At 69.6% G+C, this 17582-nt stretch carries 10 protein-coding genes and 1 pseudogene; 3 read left to right on the top strand and 8 right to left on the bottom strand.

Annotated elements, in window-relative coordinates; all coding sequences use genetic code 11:
* Positions 1-29 precede the first annotated feature (29 nt).
* Positions 30-401 carry a hypothetical protein gene (locus tag CLT68_RS07635; RefSeq protein ID WP_328376535.1) on the top strand — a complete coding sequence of 124 codons (372 nt, stop codon included), beginning with the start codon at positions 30-32 and terminating at the stop codon, positions 399-401.
* A 14-nt stretch (positions 402-415) separates the two neighbouring features.
* Positions 416-1507 (top strand): annotated as a pseudogene (locus tag CLT68_RS07630) (LysM peptidoglycan-binding domain-containing protein); the annotation flags it as partial.
* Between the two features lie 883 nt (positions 1508-2390).
* Here CLT68_RS07630 and CLT68_RS07625 read toward each other — a convergent pair.
* Positions 2391-3245: a Rieske (2Fe-2S) protein gene (locus CLT68_RS07625; RefSeq protein WP_099856886.1), complete on the bottom strand. Its 855-nt coding sequence runs from the start codon at positions 3243-3245 to the stop codon at positions 2391-2393.
* A gap of 177 nt (positions 3246-3422) precedes the next feature.
* Between CLT68_RS07625 and CLT68_RS07620 the strand changes: the two genes are divergently transcribed.
* Positions 3423-4223 carry a crotonase/enoyl-CoA hydratase family protein gene (locus tag CLT68_RS07620; protein WP_099849736.1) on the top strand — a complete coding sequence of 267 codons (801 nt, stop codon included), beginning with the start codon at positions 3423-3425 and terminating at the stop codon, positions 4221-4223.
* A 1-nt stretch (position 4224) separates the two neighbouring features.
* Here CLT68_RS07620 and CLT68_RS07615 read toward each other — a convergent pair whose 3' ends face one another.
* From CLT68_RS07615 to CLT68_RS07585, 7 genes are all read right to left on the bottom strand, one after another.
* Positions 4225-7923: a discoidin domain-containing protein gene (locus tag CLT68_RS07615; RefSeq protein ID WP_099849734.1), complete on the bottom strand. Its 3699-nt coding sequence runs from the start codon at positions 7921-7923 to the stop codon at positions 4225-4227.
* Between the two features lie 188 nt (positions 7924-8111).
* Complete coding sequence (locus tag CLT68_RS07610; RefSeq protein ID WP_099849732.1) at positions 8112-10961, bottom strand: discoidin domain-containing protein; 2850 nt, start codon at positions 10959-10961, stop codon at positions 8112-8114.
* A 146-nt stretch (positions 10962-11107) separates the two neighbouring features.
* The gene (locus CLT68_RS07605; RefSeq protein ID WP_486482098.1) at positions 11108-12730 is read right to left on the bottom strand and encodes a glycoside hydrolase family 13 protein; all 1623 of its coding nucleotides are present in this window, start codon (positions 12728-12730) and stop codon (positions 11108-11110) included.
* A 140-nt stretch (positions 12731-12870) separates the two neighbouring features.
* A complete protein-coding gene (locus tag CLT68_RS07600) occupies positions 12871-13758 on the bottom strand; it encodes a carbohydrate ABC transporter permease (RefSeq protein WP_088950972.1) in 888 nt (295 codons plus the stop codon).
* Positions 13759-13769: 11 nt separating this feature from the next.
* Positions 13770-14726, bottom strand: coding sequence for a carbohydrate ABC transporter permease (locus tag CLT68_RS07595; RefSeq protein WP_088950971.1), 957 nt, complete (start codon positions 14724-14726; stop codon positions 13770-13772).
* 88 nt (positions 14727-14814) lie between these two features.
* Complete coding sequence (locus tag CLT68_RS07590; RefSeq protein WP_099849730.1) at positions 14815-16194, bottom strand: ABC transporter substrate-binding protein; 1380 nt, start codon at positions 16192-16194, stop codon at positions 14815-14817.
* 333 nt (positions 16195-16527) lie between these two features.
* Positions 16528-17532 carry a LacI family DNA-binding transcriptional regulator gene (locus CLT68_RS07585; protein ID WP_088950969.1) on the bottom strand — a complete coding sequence of 335 codons (1005 nt, stop codon included), beginning with the start codon at positions 17530-17532 and terminating at the stop codon, positions 16528-16530.
* Positions 17533-17582 lie beyond the last annotated feature (50 nt).

The raw sequence follows: 17582 nt of genomic DNA, 5'->3' as shown, positions 1-17582 counted from the left end.
GCCGGGTGAGCATCTTCCTCGCGGTGACGATGATCGGCGTACTGGCCATCATCGGCCTCACCTACGACGGCGCCGGGCAGCTACGCACCCTGCAGACTGCCGAGAACCTGGCTGCCGAGGCGGCCCGGACCGGCGGTCAGGCCATCGACCGGGCCGTCGCCATCGAGGGCGGACCGAAGCGGATCAAGGAGTCCGAGGCCCGCGTGGCGGTCGACAGGTACCTGGCTGCCGCTGGCGTCTCCGGCCACACCGTGAGCTTCCCCGTGGTCGGCGGGGAGACCCTGATCCGGGTGACCGTCCCGATCACCTATCACCGCACGATGCTCGGGCTGTTCGTTCCCGAGAAGACCGTCACCGTCACCGGCGAGGCGACCGCGCGAGCCATCACCGCAACACCGTAGGAAGGAAGGCAGCCATGCCCGTATCGGGTGGGTCCGTCGTACGACGGACCGGACGGATCCTCACCGGCATCGGCGCCCTGGCCGTGCTGTGCGCTCTGCTGGTCGGCGCGCCGATCGCGCTGCTGGCCTTCGCCGGAAACCCGCTGCCCGATCACCTCCCCACGATCAGCGAGGTGGGCACCGCGCTGACCAGCCGGGACGACGGCCAACTCTTCCTGCGCGCCCTGGCTGTGGCCGGCTGGTTCGGCTGGGCCACGTTCGCCTTCTCCGTCCTCGTCGAGTTGGGGGCACAGAGCCTGCGCCGACCGGCGCCGAAGTTGCCCGGGATGGGCCGCCAGCAGAAGGCCGCCGCTGCGCTGGTCGGCTCGGTCGCGCTGATCCTCGTCGCCAGCCCGGCCGCCGCCAGCGCCGCCGCGGTCTACGGCGCGCCGGCGTACACCGGCGCACAAGGCGCCAGTGCCCTGGCCGCTCCTGCCCGCGCGGCTGCGACACCCGACACGGCGGCTCCACTGGCCCGCAGCGGGCCACTCGGGTTGGCCGGGACAGAGCGGGCCGCATTCGGCGGCTCTGCGACGAACAACGGGGCCGCGCCGGTGTACCGGGTGGCGCGGGGCGACTACCTCGGTGAGGTGGCCGAGCGTTACCTGGACGAGTTCGGCGACTACCGACAGCTCGCCAAGCTGAACAAGCTCGACGACCCGGACCGGATCCGCCCCGGCCAACTGCTCCGACTCCCCACCGAGGCCGCCGACCAGGGGGCCCGGCAGCACGCCAGCGGCCGCCTGGTCGGCCGGCCGGCGGCGCCCAAACCGCCCGCGCCCCTGCCGGCGCCCGAACGTGCCGCACCGGAGCGGGTGGACCCGGCACCCCCCAGCGGTACGCAGTCAGCAGGCCAGCCACCCGCCATGACCGTCGGTGCAGCCCGAGCGGGCACGGCCGACCGGGTGAATCGACCGCTGGCGGTCTCCGCCGTCCTGGCCGTGGCGAGCATCGTCGGAGCGCAGATCGGTGCGGTGCTGGGCCTGCGCCGACGCCCGGCGACCGCCGGGGCGGCTCCCCGGTTGGCCGCGTCCTCCCGCAAGCCCCGTGGAGGCGCGGCCCGAAGCAGCGGTGGCGCGGGCCGAACCAGCGGAGCGGGCCGGACCAGCGGCGCGGACCGAACCAGCAGCGCGGACCGGCGGACTGGCGGAGGAGCGGTCGGAAGCGGTGCCGCATGGGCCGCCAGCCGAGCGGCCGCGGCCATCGAAGCCCCGGCAACACGGACCAACGGCACGGCACCCAGCGGCGACGTCTTCGCACCCCGCGACGGGATGACACCGCGCGGAGGTGGGATGACGTCCACCGGCGGCGGGATGACACCTACCGGCGATGGGACGACACCTCGCGACGGCGGGGTGTGGCCCGCCGGCAGTGGGATGGCTCCTCCCGGTAGCACGGCGTTCCCGGGTGGTGGGATGGCTCTCTCCGGTGGTGCGACAGGTACCGGCGGCGGGGCGGGGGCCGGCGCATCGGGCTGGGGTGGTGACGACAGTTGGGCCGGCGATGGCGCTGAGGGTGGGTTGTTCGGGGGCGGGCACGGCTTGGACTCCGTACCGGACGGACCTCCGGTCGGCCGCCACCGACGCACCTGATCCGCACGGGCGGGCGTGAGCGGCTCTTCGCCCGCCCGGCCGCTCGCTGGCACCGACTCGCACGGCCCGGCTACGACTCGCCCGACCACAACTCGGCTGGCCACAGCCCGGCTGGCCACAGCAGCCAGCAGGCGGGTCTGGTCGGTAGCGTTCCTCGCCGAGGACCAGGTCTCCAGAATGCGTGATGCCTGTGAGTCATCTTGATGACTCACAGGCATCAGTGTCGGAAGCGGCACCGCCTTGACCGCGCGAACTTCAGCATCCAAAGCGGCGCCGCTTGACGACGCGAGCATTGGCTCCGAGTAACACCCCACGGAGCTGGTGGCGGTCGGGGAACCGCGGCCACCGTGCCGCTGGGTCAGGGCAGGCGGGTCTGGAGCACGCCGTCCTGGATCCGGGTGGGCAGGATCTGCTGGTCGTTGCCGGACGGCCCCTGCACGACCTCGCCGCCGTTGAGCCGGAACGCGCTGCCGTGCCACGGGCAGACCACGCAGGCGTGGCCGTCGATCTCCTGCACCTCACCCTCGCCGAGAGGGCCGCTCTGGTGCGGGCAGCGCTCCAACATCACGGTCACCTCGTCACCGTGCCGGTAGAGGATCACCGAGATGTCGTCGTCCACCTCTCGGGTGATCAGGGTGCGCTGCGGCAGCGTCGCCATGTCGGCCAGCGAGTGCCAGCCGTCGGTCATCCGGTGCAACTCGGAGATGCTCTGGTTGACCTGCGCCCCCTGCTTGTACGCGAGGTGGCCCCCGATGTAAGCCCCCAGGCTGACGGTGGAGAGCCCGAGGAAACCGAGAGCGCGGCCGACGCCGTGCCGGCCGGACAGCCGCGCGGCCAGTGACCCGGCGTACAGCGTCAAGCCGACGGTGTTGGCCGCGGCGTGCACCAGGCCGACCCGGCGCTGGTCACGGGCGAGGGCGGCCCAGTCGTTCAACCCGGCGATCGCCGCCGGCACCGCGCTGACGGTGCCCAGGCCGACCAGCACGGTGGCGGGCCGGCGCTGCCCGGGCATCAGGTCCAGCACCGCGGCGCTGATCCAGGCGCCGACCGGCACCTGCACCATCGCCGGGTGCAGTGGATGCCCGAGGGTCACCCCGTGCAGCAGGTCCCGCAGCCGCCGCGGACGCAGCGTGCTCAGGACCACTCGCTGCAACCGGTCACCCGTCCGGTCGAGGCTGGATGCCTGCTCAACTTTCGTCAAAAGTGCTCGCACCCGTACCGACTTCCCGGCGAAGGGGGTCGCAAACCGGTCTCGGGCGACAAATTCGTCACTGAGCGCGATCTTGCGGTTGCTGCCCCGGGAAACCGCCCACACCTGGCCGAACCAGGCCGCCGGGCCGCAAGATCGACAGGGATTGTGGGTGCGGGACGGCACGGGCATGCTGAGTCGATGGGTGTACGGGTGGAGCATGCCGGGCCGGTGACGACAGTCGTGCTGGATCGGGTGGCGGCTCGCAACGCCGTCGACGGGCCGACGGCTCGGGCGCTGGCCGACGCCTTCCGAGCCTTCGAGGCCGACCCCGACGCGGCGGTGGCAGTGCTCTGGGGCGCCGGTGGCACGTTCTGCGCCGGCGCGGACCTCAAGGCGATCGGCACGCCGAGCGGCAATCGGGTCGAGCCGGAAGGGGACGGGCCGATGGGCCCGACCCGGATGACGCTCAGCAAACCGGTGATCGCGGCGATCTCCGGGTACGCGGTGGCGGGCGGCCTGGAGTTGGCGCTCTGGTGCGACCTGCGTGTCGCCGAGTCCGACGCGACGCTCGGGGTGTTCTGCCGCCGCTGGGGCGTGCCGCTGATCGACGGCGGAACGGTCCGGCTGCCCCGGTTGATCGGCGAGAGCCGGGCGATGGACCTGGTCCTCACCGGCCGCCCGGTGCCGGCCGACGAGGCGTACGCGATGGGGTTGGTAAATCGGTTGGTGCCACCCGGCCAGGCGCGGGCCGCAGCCGAGGAGTTGGCGGCGGCGATCGCCCGGCACCCGCAGACCTGTCTGCGCAACGACCGGGCCGCGCTGCTGGCCGGCAGCGGGCGAGGAGAGCCGGAGGCGCTGGCGATCGAGTTGGCGTACGGGATGGACTCGCTGGCCACGGACGCGGCGACCGGCGCGGCCCGGTTCGCGGCCGGCGCTGGCCGACACGGCACGATGCCGCCGGGAGAGGGACCCCTCCCGGCGGCACCCGGTGCGAGCTGAATCAGTTGCGGTTGATGGTGAAGGTTGACGTGGGGTTCTGGATGTCCACGGCGTTGTTGCTCAGCCGCAGGTTGTTGAAGGTGACGGACCCGACGGCCGGCCCCTGCCCGGCCTCCGGCATCGGGTTGGCCCAGATGGCGAAGCCGGACTTCGCGTCGTAGGCGTCACCGCTCTTACGGGCCCCGCTGATCGAGATGTTCGTGAAGACCGTGTCGGTGATCGGGTTCTGCGGCTGCCCGCCGACGTAGTTGGTCTGGAACATGATGCCGCTGTAGGTCGGATCGACGATGTCGACGTCGCTGACCCGGATGCCCTGGAACACCTTCGAGGCGGAGAAGACCCAGATCGCCGGGAAGGTCTGCGAGCCCCAGAAGTGCCCACCGGCCCGCACGATCGAGATGTTCTCGAACCGGGTCGGTGGGCTCGCACCGAATCCGTTCATCGGGTAGCCGAAGTCGAGCGAGCTGATGGTGATGCCCGAGTAGACCAGGGTGTCCGCGATGTAGATGTTGCGGAACGTGTTGCCGTAGCCGCCGTAGACGGCCACACCGGCGGCCCGCCAGGTCAGGGTCGAGGTCAGGTTCTCGTAGATGTTGTCCTTCATGTCGGCGCCGCCCGCGTCGATCGCCGAGAACAGCGCGAAGCTGTCGTCGCCGGTGGCCCGGGCGTCGTTGTTGCTGACCAGGTTGTTGGTGCTGCCGTTGGTCATGTTGATGCCGTCGGCGAACATGTTGCGGATCCGGGAGTTCTTGATCGTCATGTAGTCGGTGTTCGCGCCCCAGTAGAGGCACACCATGTGCTCGTTCCAGATGTTGTCGATCACGATGTTCGACACGTTGGAGAAGTCGAACACCTTGCCCGGACCGTCGATCCGCGAGGTGTAGTTGCCGAAGTAGGCGAAGTTCTTGAAGGACGAGTTCGCCGCCGAGCTCTCGGCCCGGAAGCCGATGTCGGTGTTGTCCTGGCCCGACGGAGCGTTGAACCGGGTGTACCAGGGGCCGGCGCCGGTCACCTGCACCGCCTTGCCGTACACCTGGAACTTCGACGAGGTGGAGTAGTTGCCGGCCGGCAGGTACACCCCGATCAGGTTGCCGGTGGTGTCCATCCGCACCCGGTCCAGGGCGTTCTGCACCTCCTGGTGGGTGAAGCCGGTCGGCGTGGTGTAGCGCGCCGGGTCCGGGTTGGCGATCGGCGCCACCTGCTCGGTGTTGATGAAGTCGATGGCGTACGTGGTGGTGTTGGCCGGGTCCTTCTGGAGGCGGATCTTGCTGCCGGCCGGGACGGTGGAGTTGAGCATGACGTTGGCTTCGTCGTAGATGTGCCGCGGCCCGCCGGCGCTCGGGGAGTTGCCCGGGCTGGTCTCGTTGCCGTAGAGCCAGGCGTACCGGGACGTCAGGTCGATGGCCTTGTGGAACGTGCCGTTGACGTAGACGTTCAGCGTGGAGTTGATCCCCCCGCCGCCCGGGGCGTCCGGGATGGAGAAGCGGGTGACCAGCGTGTTGGTGCTGGCCCGGGTGGTGAACTCGACGTAGCTGCCGGTCGAGTTGAGGGTCACCGCCCGCCGACCGGACGCCTCGCCGGCCAGGTCTCCGACCTCCCGGTTCGGCCCGACGACGCTGGCGCCGCCGCCGACCGCGCCGTCCTCGGCCTCGTACATGTCGTACGGCATGTTGGCGCCGCGACCGACGAAGAGCGGGCGGTCACTGGTGTTGTTGGCCTGCTTGACCGGCAGCTCGTTGCCGTCGGCGGCGAGCACCACCCGGACGGTGTACTTACCGTTCGCGGCGGTCCAGGTGCCCAGGTTGATCGGGCCGACCGTGGCACCGGCGTTGATCACGCCGGAGTACGAGCCGGTCAGCGTACGGACCACGGTGCCGGACTCGTTGAGCACGGTGAGCGTGATGCCGTGCGCGCCGGACGCGGACGCCACACTGCCGGCGTTGCGCACCGACACCGAGAAGGTGACCGTGTTGCCGGCTGACGGGTTGCCCGGCGACCAGGCCACCGACGAGGCGACCAGGTCCGACGTGGCGACCGGGCTGACCACCAGCGGGCTGGGGTTGGAGTAGCTGTTGTTGGTGTCATCGGACTCGACGACGGTGTTCGACTCGTCCACCTTCGCGCTGAGCGGGTAGCTGCCCGAGTCACGGGTGCCGATGCTGGCGCTGACCGTGGTCGAGGCGCCGGCCGCCAGGCCGCCGACCGACGCGGTGCCGACCCGGGTGGCACCCAGGTAGAAGTTGACGTTCGTCGCGCCGGAGGCCGCCGAGCCCGCGTTACGCACTGTCGCGGAGAGCGTGATGGTGCTGGTCTCCACGGGTGCGGACGGGCTGAAGGACATGCCTGTCACGGTCAGGTCCGGGTTCGGCGCGGGGGTGCCGAAGACCTGGAACTCGGCCACCTGCCCGGCCGGGGCGCCGGTGTTCGAGGCGATCGAGAGCCGTACGTCGGCCGCCGCACCGGAGACCGGGATGGTCACCGTGTTGCCGCTGCCCGGATTGAAGGTGTAGTTCGCCGCGCCCACGAGGGTGGTGAAGCTCGACGAGCCCTGGTCCCGGCCGAGCACTGTGATGTTCTGCGTACGCGCACCCCACGCCGAGTCCGGGTTGAGCTTCACCACGACCTGGCTGAGGCTGGCGTTCGCGCCGAGCTGCACGGTCAGCGTGCTCGGGTTGCCGTTGCCCTCCCAGTAGGTGGCCACGTTGTTGTCGTTGGCGTTGGTGGCCACGAACGTGTGCACGTACCCGGAGGCGGTGATCGGCTTGCCGATCGCCAGGTTGGAACCGGTCGGTGGGTTGCCGGTGCCGGTCCGGGTCACGGTGTTGCTGTTCGCCGACTGGTTGCCGGCCGCGTCCTTGGCCCGCACGTGGTACGAGACCGTGGTGCTGGCCGACTGGCTGTCGGTGTACGTGAGCGTCGAGCCGTTGACGCTGCCGCGCAACGCGCCGTTGGCGTAGACGTCGTACCCGGTCACCCCGACGTTGTCGGTCGACGCCGACCAGGTGAGCCGGATCTGTCCACTGGCCGGTTGGGTGTACGCCAGGTTGCCGGGGACGCTCGGCGCCTGGGTGTCGGTGTTGCCGGCAGCGCCGTAGACCTCGACCTCGGAGAGCTGGGCGGCCGGCCATCCGGTGTTGCCGGTGACCTGCACCCGTACGTAGCGGGTGCTGGCGGCGGTGAAGCTGACCGTCGCGGTGTTGCCGCTGGCCGGGTTGAAGGTGTAGCCGGCGGACGCCTTCAGGGTGGTGAAGGACGAGCCGTTGGTGGAGCCGAGCACCGAGAGCGTCTGGGTGCGGGTCTGCCAGTCCGACGCGGGCGGCAGCTTGAGCACCACCCGGTCCACGCTTACCGTGGCGCCCAGGTCGGCCTGGATCCACTGCGGGAACGCGTTGTTGGCGCTCTCCCAGTAGGTCGACGCGTTGCCGTCGTTGGCGTTGCTCGCCACGTAGTTCTGGTTGTAGCTGCTGGCGGTCATGGTGGCGGAGAGCCCGGCGAGCATGGCGACGCGGGCGGCGGCCGCGACCGGGTCGGAAACTGGTGCCGCGCTGGCCGCCGCGGGGGTGACGACCGGTGCGGTGACGAGGAGCATCCCGGCGAGCACGCTGGAGAGCAGCCGCCGACGGCCGGAGCGGGTGGTGCCGGGGACGGGAGTGGGCGCGCCGGTCGGCGGCGTGCCTCGTCTGGTGCCGTTTCTGGACATGGGGTCGCTACACCTCTTTCGGGGGTGGGTGTGGGTGCGTTGCCCGGCGACGGGTGCAGGGGTACGCCCGTCGTTCCGCGACAGGTGGGGGACGGTGCGGATTGGGGGACGGGGTGGGCGGCCGGCGCTGCGTTGCGCCGGACCGCCCGGACCGGGTGCCCCGCCCTGGGCGGGCGGGGGCACCCGACCTAGCTGGAATAGACCTCGAACTCGCTGAGCTGACCTGCTGGCCAACCGGTGTTGCCGGTGACGGTCAGCCGCAGGTACCGCTGGCTGGTCGCCGTGAAGGTCACGGTGACCGTGTTGCCGCTGCCCGGGTTGAAGGTGTAGCCGGCGGACGCCTTCACTGTGGCGAACGTCGAGCCGTTGGTGGAGCCGAGCACCGCCAGTGTCTGGGTGCGCGTCTGCCAGGCCGATGACGGTGGGAGCTTGAGCACGACCCGGGACACCGTCCGGTTGGTGCCGAGGTCCACGGTCAGCGACTGCGGGAAGGCGTTGTTGGCGCTCTCCCAGTAGGTGTTCGGGTTGCCGTCCACAGTGTTGGCGGCGGCGTACACGTCGGAGTGGCTGGTCTCGGTCACCGGCCGCCCGGCCGCCAGGTTGCCGCTGGGCGGCGGGGTGGTCGGGGGTGGCGTGGTCGGGGGCGGTGTGGTGGGCGGCGGCGTGGTGGGGGTGCCGCCGTACACCTCGACCTCGGAGAGTTGCGCGGCCGGCCAGCCGGTGTTGCCGGTGACGGTCAGCCGGATGTAGCGGCGGTCGCCGGAGGGCAGCCCGATCGACACGGCGTTGCCGGTGCCCGGGTCGAAGACCCGACCGGCCGACGACGCCAGCGTGGCGTACGACGATCCGTCGGTGGAGCCGAGGACCGACACCGTCTGGGCACGGCGTTCCCAGCCGGCGGGCAGCTTGAGCACCACCCGGTCGACGGATCGGGCCGAGCCCAGGTCGACGGTGACCGACTGTGGGAACGCGTTGTTGGCGCTCTCCCAGTAGCTGGCCGCGTTGCCGTCCAGCGCGTTGCCCGCCGTGTAGCTCTGGTTGGTGCTGGTCGCGGTCGCCGGCCGGTTCAGGGCGAGGTTTCCGCTGGTGGGAGGCGGGGTGGTCGGGGGCGGGGTCGTCGGGGGCGGGGTGGTGGGTCCACCGCCCCACTGCGGGTTCGGCCATGGACCGCAGTACGGGGTGGGCGTGTACCAGCCGGAGTTGCCGCTGCCCTGGGTGATCTGGAAGCCACCGCCCACGCAGTTGTGCATCGGGTTGCTCTGCGCGATGTTGGTGGCGCGCACGTTCGTGAACGACACCTGACTGGGTGCCTGCACCTGGAGCGCGTACGTGCCGGCGCCGTCGATCCGCACGTTGCTCAGGTTGATGCCGCTGGTCTGGCCCTCGATCCAGTGCAGCGCGGCGTACGAGCTGTCCAGGATGTCGGTGTCGGTGATGTTGATGGTGGCCTGCTGGAACGCCTCGTTGAGTGCGGAGAACCAGATCGCCCCGACGCCGAAGTTCCAGTTGTAGTCCGAGTTGCCGTTACGGATCAACGTGTTCCGGGCGATAGTCCAGGTGCCCCGGACCGCGGTGTCGCCCTGCACACCCGGGTAGCGGTTGGCCACGTGGATGCCGCCGCCGTTGGTCAGCGAGTCGGCCGTCACGTTGTCGGTGATCTTGATGTCCCGACCGCCGTAGCTGACCAGGTGGTTCGCCAGCAGGGTCACACCGATGGTGTTGTGGGTGAAGGAGTTGTTGACGTTCGGCACGCTCTGCGCCCACATCGCCAACGCGTCGTCGCCGGTGTTGCGGACGAACGTGTTGGTCACCGTCGAGTTGGTCACGCCGGTGTGGAAGTTCACCCCGTCCGCGGTCTGGTCCAGGATCCGGCTGTTGCGGATAGTGAAGTTGTCCATCGGGCCGTCCATCCACGCCCCGACCTTGGTGTTCTCCAGCCAGAGGTTGTCGACCACCGAGTTGGTCATCGCCCCGCCCAGGGCGTTGACCTGGTCGTCGTCGATCCGCTCGCGGATGTCGCCGATGATGGCGAAGTCCCGCAGCGTGACGTTGCGGCTCGGCCCGTTCGCCTCGTGCGCGCGGACCGGTCCCGTGTAGCCGCCACCGGGCACGTACTTGCCGTAGATGCCGACGGACCTGTTCCGGTCGGTGGGGTGCCGGCCACCGAGCACCGAATACCAGGGCCCGGCGCCGCGCAGTGTCACCCCGTCGACCACCACGTGATCCCAGAGGGTGAAGGTCCCGGTCGGGATCCAGACGGCCCTGCCCTGGGCCTTGCCGGCGTCGACCGCCGCCTGGAACCTGGCGGTCGAGTCGGTCGCGCCGCTCGGGTCGGCGCCGAAGTCGGTGACCACGTCGAGCACACCGGCGGGCTTCGTGATCGCGGGGGCGACCAGCTCGAAGTCGGCCAGGTCGATGGTGAACGTGGGCGACTGGGCGGTCGAGGAGACCTGGAAGCGGATCTTCGTGCCGGCCGGCTGGGTGCTGCCGAACATCGCCCGGGTCTCGTCGTAGAAGTGGTGCGGGTTGGTGTCACCCGGGTTGTTGTTGAACGGGTATCCGCCGTAGTACCAGCCGTACCTCGACGTCACCGGGACCGACTTCAGCAGCGACCCGTTGGCCCGCAGGTCGATGGTGGCGTCCCTGCCGGTGCCGGACGGGCTGTCGGGCAGGCTGTACCGGAAGGTGACCGCGTTGGCCGGCGCGGTGAGGGTGAACTCGACGTACTCACCGACGGCGTCGAGGGTGACCGCCTCCCGGCCGGACGCCTCGGACGGCAGCGTTCCGTAGCGCCGGTCCGGGCCGATCTTCGAGCCGTTGTGGGCGGCCTCCTCCGCCTCCTGCTCGATGAACGGGACGGTGGCGCCTCGATTGGGGATGTCGAAGGGGGACAGTCCGGCTGCCGAGGCCGGCGTTGCGGTGCCGGTGACCGCGAGAGCGGTCACCGTTGTGGCGGCGAGCACTGTGGCGGCAATGGCGGCCAGCCCTGCCCGGGTCGGGTGTCGGTGGTGCGGGGTGCCGGTGGTGTGGTTGGCCATGAGCTGCGCTCTCCCTTTCGTCAGGCAGGCCAGATCCCCCCGTGTCGGTGCGGCGTGGCGCGTCTCCCCCTCGTTTCTCCTTTCCTTTGGTGGCGTGGTGCCGGCGGCCGGGACGGGCCGCCGGCACCACGGCGAGCAGAGTCAGGTCAGGCCGGGCCGTCCGCCCCGCGCGGCCCGTCGGTGGATTCGGTGGTACGCAGCCACACGGCTGTGTCGGACGGCAGCAACCCGTCGTCGAGTGGCCCGCTGGCCAGCAGCAACCGCCCCTGGGCCGGCATCGGAACCGGCGTGTCGGACAGGTTGACGAGGCAGGTGAAGCCACCGCCACGGCTGAAGGCGAGCACGCCGTCCGGGGCGGGCAGCCAGGTCAGCTCACCGTCACCGAGCGCCGGGTCGGCCTTTCGAGCCTGGATCGCCGCCCGGTACAGCTCCAGCATCGAGGCGGAGTCGCCGGTCTGCGCGCTGGCCGTCCGGTCCTTCCAGTCGGCCGGTTGGGGCAGCCAGGGCGCTGCGGCACCGGCGGGGCTGAACTCGAAGGGCGGCTCGTCCCCGGCCCACGGCAGCGGCACGCGGCAGCCGTCCCGACCCGGGTCGACCCGGCCGGACCGTTCCCACATCGGGTCCTGACGCAACGCGTACGGGATGTCCTCGACCTCGTAGAGGCCCAGTTCCTCGCCCTGGTAGACGTAGGCGGCGCCGGGCAGCGACAGCGAGAGCAGCGCGGCGGCGCGGGCCCGGCGGGTGCCCAGCTCAAGGTCGGTGGGGGTGCCCTCGCGCTTGGCGGCGAAGCTGAACCGGGTGTCCGCCCGACCGTAGCGGGTGACGTGTCGGGTGACGTCGTGGTTCGAGAGCACCCACGTGGCCGGCGCGCCGACCGGCGCGTGCGCGCTCAGCGTCCCATCGATGCTCTCCCGCAGCGCCGAGGCGTCCCAGGCGCAGCCGAGGAAGTCGAAGTTGAACGCGGCGTGCAGCTCGTCCGGGCGCAGGTAGTTGGCGAACCGCTGCCGGTCCGGCAGCCACACCTCACCGATCAGGGCCCGCTCGCCGGGGTAGGAGTCGGCGACCCGCCGCCAGCCCCGGTAGATGTCGTGCACCCCGTCGAGGTCGTGGAAGGGGTGCGGGTGGTCCGGTCGGACCTCGGGCAGCTCCCCGTCCTTGACCAGGAGCCCGGCCGAGTCGATCCGGATGCCGTCCACGCCCCGGTCGAACCAGAACCGCAGGATGTCCTCGAATTCCGCGCGTACCCGGGGGTGGTCCCAGTTGAAGTCCGGCTGCTGCGGGGCGAACAGGTGCAGGTACCAGTCACCGGGGGTGCCGTCCGGGTTGGTGGTGCGGGTCCAGGTCTCGCCGCCGAACTCGCCGATCCAGTCGGTGGGCCGCTGGTCGCCGTTCGGGCCCCGGCCCGGCCGGAACCAGAACAGGTCCCGCTCGGGCGCGCCGGGCCCGCCGGCGAGCGCCGCCTGGAACCAGGGGTGCGCGTCGGAGCAGTGGTTCGGCACCACGTCGACGATGGTCCGGATGCCCAGCGCGTGTGCTTCGGCGATCAGCGCCTCCGCCTCGGCCAGGCTGCCGAAGACCGGGTCGATGTCGCGGTAGTCGGACACGTCATAGCCGGCGTCGGCCATCGGCGAGGGATACCAGGGACTGAACCAGATCGCGTCGACGCCGAGCGCGGACAGGTGGTTCAGCCGGGATCGGATGCCGGCGATGTCACCGATGCCGTCGCCGCTACCGTCGGCGAAGCTCCGGGGATACACCTGGTAGATCACGGCTCCACGCCACCACGGACTTCTGTCAGCTGTGGACACGAGCACCTGCTTTCTGCGTCAGTACGTCGGCGTGTTCGCCGGACCTAGATATGTGTCGGGCGAACGGTCGTTGTTCGCCGCGCGGGAGGCTGCGCTGGTGGCTATCCCTTGATGCTGCCCGTGGTCAGACCGGACATGATGTTCCGTTGGAAGATCAGGAAGATGATGACAGTCGGGATCGCGGCGATGACCGACGCGGCGATCACCACGTTCATCGGTGTGCCGCCGGCGAAGGTGTAGATGCCGACACTGACCGTCCGGGTCTCGGGCGAGGGCATGACCAGCTTCGGCCAGAGGAAGTCCTTCCACACCGCCGTCACCGCGAAGATCGACACGACGCCGAGGATGGGGCGTGACAGCGGCAGGATGATCGACCAGAGCGTGCGCAGCGACGACGCCCCGTCCATGAGGGCCGCCGCCATCAGCTCCTCGGGAATCGAGTCGAAGAACCGCTTCAGCAGGAAGATGTTGAACGCGTTGGCGACCATCGGCAGCCAGATCGCGAACGGTGAGTCCAGCAGGTTGATGTGCAGGATCGGCAGGTCCAGCACTGTCACGTACTGCGGGACGATGAGGACCATCGCCGGGATCATCAGAGTCCCCAGCATCAGGGCGAGGATCGTGTTGCCGAAGATCGGTCGGAGCTTGGACAGCGAGTACGCTGCCGCGCTGTCGAAGACCAGTTGGAACAGCACCGCGCCGATGGCGTAGTAGAACGTGTTGAACAGCAGCTTGGCGAGGGCCAGGTTGTTCCACGCGTCGATGTAGTTCTGCGGCTGGGGATCCTTCGGGAACAGCGAGGGTGGGGTCTGCGCGATCTCCTGGCCGGACTTGAGCGCGCCGGTGACCATCCAGTAGAGCGGCCCGAGGAAGACGAGCGTGAACCCCGCCACGACGACGATCAGCAGCGTCCAGTAGATGACCTTGCCGCGCCCCCGGCTGAGCTGGGAGTGGGAGATGAGGGTCCGGGTTCCGGAATCCTGTGCCATTCCTCGCCGTCCTAGTCCTGTTTCGCAGTCAGCCGCACGTACACGGCGGAGAAGCCGGCCAGCACCACGAGCATGATCACGCCCAGGGCGGCGGCGCCGTTGAGGTCGTTCTGGAAGAACCCGTGCTGGTAGATGAGGTACGCCACCGAGGTCGCCGAGTCCTCCGCGCCCGCGCCGTTGGCCAGGATCAGGGGCTCGATGAAGAGCTGCATCGTGGCGACGATCTGCAACATCGCCAGGAGCGCGAGGATCAGCCGGGTCTGCGGGATCGTCACGTGCCGGATCCGGCGCCAGATCCCGGCGCCGTCGAGCTCCGCCGCCTCGTACAACTCGCCGGGGATGTTCTGCAACGACGCCAGGTAGATCAGCACGGCGCCGCCCATGTTCATCCAGGTCGATGCGACCACCATCGCCGGCATCGTCATCTCGGGCGACTGCATCCACTGCGAGGTGGGCAGGTGCAGCGCCTTGAGGATCGCGTTGAAGAGCCCGGCCTCGCTGGGGTCGTACGCGTAGAACTTGAAGAGGAACAGCGCCGAGGCCGGCGGCAGCATCACCGGCAGGTAGACCAGGATCCGCAGGTAGCCCTTGGCGTGGCGGAACTCGTTGAGCAGGATCGCCACGAAGAACGGCACCGCGTACCCGAGGACGAGCGCGAGCACCGTGAAGTAGAAGGTGTTCTGCCAGGCCGTCCAGAAGCTGGGGTCGGCGATGATGCGGGAGTAGTTGTCCCAACCCACCCAGGTGGTCTCGCCGCGCCGGGTCCGCTGGAAGCTCATGACGATGCCGCGGACCATCGGGTACCAGGAGAAGACGACGAAGCAGAGCACCGCGCCGATCAGGAACGCGTGCCCGGTGAGGTTGTCCCGTACCTTGCGGCCGAGGCTCGTACGCTGCGGCCTCGCCGAGTACGGCGACGGCGGGCGGCCCGGTTTCCTGGGGGTCTCCGGGACGGTGGTGATCGCCAAGGCAACTCCTGGGTGAGTCGGTGACGTCGACGATGCGGCGCGGGTGGTGTGGGGGCCGGGTCGGCGTACCGGCCCCCACACGCTCAGGTCAGCTCTCCGCGGTGAGGAGCTGGTTGACCTTCTCCTCGGCGGTCTTGAGCAGGGCGTCGATGTTCGAGTTCGGGTTGGTCAGCACACCGGACATCGCGGCGTCGAGCACCGCGTAGATCGCCTGTGCGTTGCGCGGCTCACCCTTGATCGGCACCGGGGTCGCCTCGAAGAGAGCGAAGTTGGTGGTGTCGACGTTCGCGTTCGCCTTGCGCAGCTCGAGCTCCTGCTTCTGCGCGTCGCTGCCGTTGGCGAAGAGCAGCGGCTGGGGCAGACCCACCGGGTAGTTCTGCGGCTTGGCCCGGACGTAGTCGAACTGACCCTTGCCCGGGGTGAGCTTCTGGTACGCGATCCACTTCAGGCCGGCCTTGACCTGCTCGGGGGTGAGGTCCTTCTTGAAGAAGTAGCCCTCGCCGCCACCGAGCGTCCCCAACGCCTTGCCGTCCTGGCCGGGCAGCGGGGCCATCGCCCAGTCCTGGAACTTGCCCTGGAACTGGCTGACGATCGCCTGGGTGGCGTCCGGCGCGCCGATGAACATGCCGACCTTGCCCGCGCCGGCGTTGGTCAGCAGGTCGCCCCACTGGAGCAGCTGACGGGCGCCCATGCTGTTGTCGCCGTACCGCATGTCCTTGATGTTCTGCAGGACCTGCTTACCCATGGCGTTGTTGAAGTCGGCCTTCTTGCCGTCCGGGGTCAGCACCTGGCCGCCCTGCGAGTAGAGCAGGGAGGTGAAGTGCCAGCCGCCGGTGTTGCCGGCGCTGTACTCCGAGTAGCCCGCGATGCCGTTGCCGAGTGCGGAGATCTTCTTGGCGGCGGCCCGGACGTCGGCCCAGGTCTTCGGCGGGTTGTTGACGTCGAGCCCGGCCTGCTGGAACAGGACCTTGTTGTAGACCAGACCCATCGAGTAGTTCTTCACCGGAACGGCGTAGAGCTTGCCGCCGTCGGTGAAGACGCCCTTGAGTGCCGGGTCGACGCTGTCCCAGGTGGGGATCGTGTCCTTGCTGACCTGGGAGGTGATGTCCATGGCCTGACCGGAGTCGAGCACCTGCTGGAGATCGGTCATGTATCCGTAGAACACGTCAGTGACGGTGCCGCCGGCGAGGCGGGCGGTGAAGTCCGGCGGGTTGTTGCACTGCTCACCGACGCTGACGCTCTTGATGACGATGTCCGGGTTCTGCTTCTGGAACTCGGCGACGTCGTCGTTCCAGTTCTTCAGCAGCTCTTTCTGCGCACCGACCGGCTGGCAGTCGACAGTGATGGTGACCTTGCCGCCTGCGGTCGCGTCCTTGTCGTCACTCTTCGTGGAGCATGCCGTGAGGCTGAGCCCCAGGCCGGCCACGAGCGCAACCGCCGCAGCCTTTCGGTATTGCGGTACGGACATCTGTCCATCCCTTCGGGAACGGGTGTCTCCAATGACCTTCGCTGATCTGCGGTGATGCGACCTGACGCCCAGTAGCTGCGTCGGAGCCAGGTGTGAGTGGAGTCACTGTAGCGAGGGGGACTCATTTCGGCAAGGTATCGACCCTGTTCCGAAAGGACACGACGTTATTACGGCAGATGTTGGCAAGCGCTTGAAAGCAGCCAGATTTGCAGGCTTTTGATCCCTTATGGCGGGCCATTCGGCGAGATCGATGCCGCTCCGGATGGGCAACGACGAAAACGGCCGCCGACCGCATGGAGCGGTCGACGGCCGGAGCGTCGTCTGGAGCGGTGCCTAGCGACCCGGGGCGGGCGCGGTGGAACCCCGCACCACCAGCTCGGGCTCGAACAGCAACTCGTCGTGCAGGACGCCGGCGCCTTCGATCTGGGTGACCAGCAGATCCACCGCGGCCTGCCCCATCGTCTCGATCGGCTGCCGGACCGTGGTCAACGGCGGGTCGGTGCAGGTCATGAACGCGGAGTCGTCGTAGCCCACCACCGACACGTCGGCCGGCACCGAGCGACCCAGCCGCCGGGCCGCACGGATCGTGCCCAACGCGAGCACGTCGCTGGCGCAGATGATGCCGGTAACGCCACGCTCGACCAGTTTCGTCGCGGCGACCCGCGCGCCCTCCATGGAGAAGCTGGAACGCTCGACGCACTCGGCGTCACCCTCGTCCCAGCCGGCGGCCCGGATCATCGCGTCCAGTTTGCGTCGGGACGGCACATGCCCCTCCGGGCCGAGCACCATCCCGATCCGTTCGTGCCCGAGCGAGCGCAGGTGCCCGTACGCCTGCTCCACCGCCACGGCGTCGTCAGTGGAGACCCGGGGGAAGCCCAGCTCGGCCACGCCTGCGTTGACCAGAACGACCGGGAGACCCCGATCGGTCAGCCGACGGTAGTGGTCGTGTCGGGCGTCGGCGAGCGCGTACGAACCACCCGCGAAGATCACGCCGGAGACCTGGTGGTCGAGCAGCATCTCCACGTAGTCCATCTCGGAGACACCGCCGATGGTGCGGGCACAGAGGGCGGGGGTGTAGCCGCGCTGCGCGAGTGTCCCGGTGACGACCTCGGCCAGCGCCGGGAAGATCGGGTTCTGCAACTCGGGCAGCACCAGCCCGACCAATCGGGCGCGCTCGCCGCGCAGTTTGGTCGGCCGCTCGTAACCGAGCACGTCCAGCGCGGTCAGCACGGCGGTGCGGGTCGTCTCGGAAACCCCGTCGCGGCCGTTGAGCACCCGGCTGACGGTGGCCTCGCTGACGCCCGCCTTCTTGGCAACTTCAGTCAACCGCTTGGTCACGGTCGCAATCGTACGTCACCAGGATGAAAGAAATGAACAGCAATGTGCCC

The sequence above is a fragment of the Micromonospora sp. CNZ299 genome (assembly GCF_002754415.1).
This window is presented reverse-complemented; position numbering and strand designations above follow the sequence as displayed.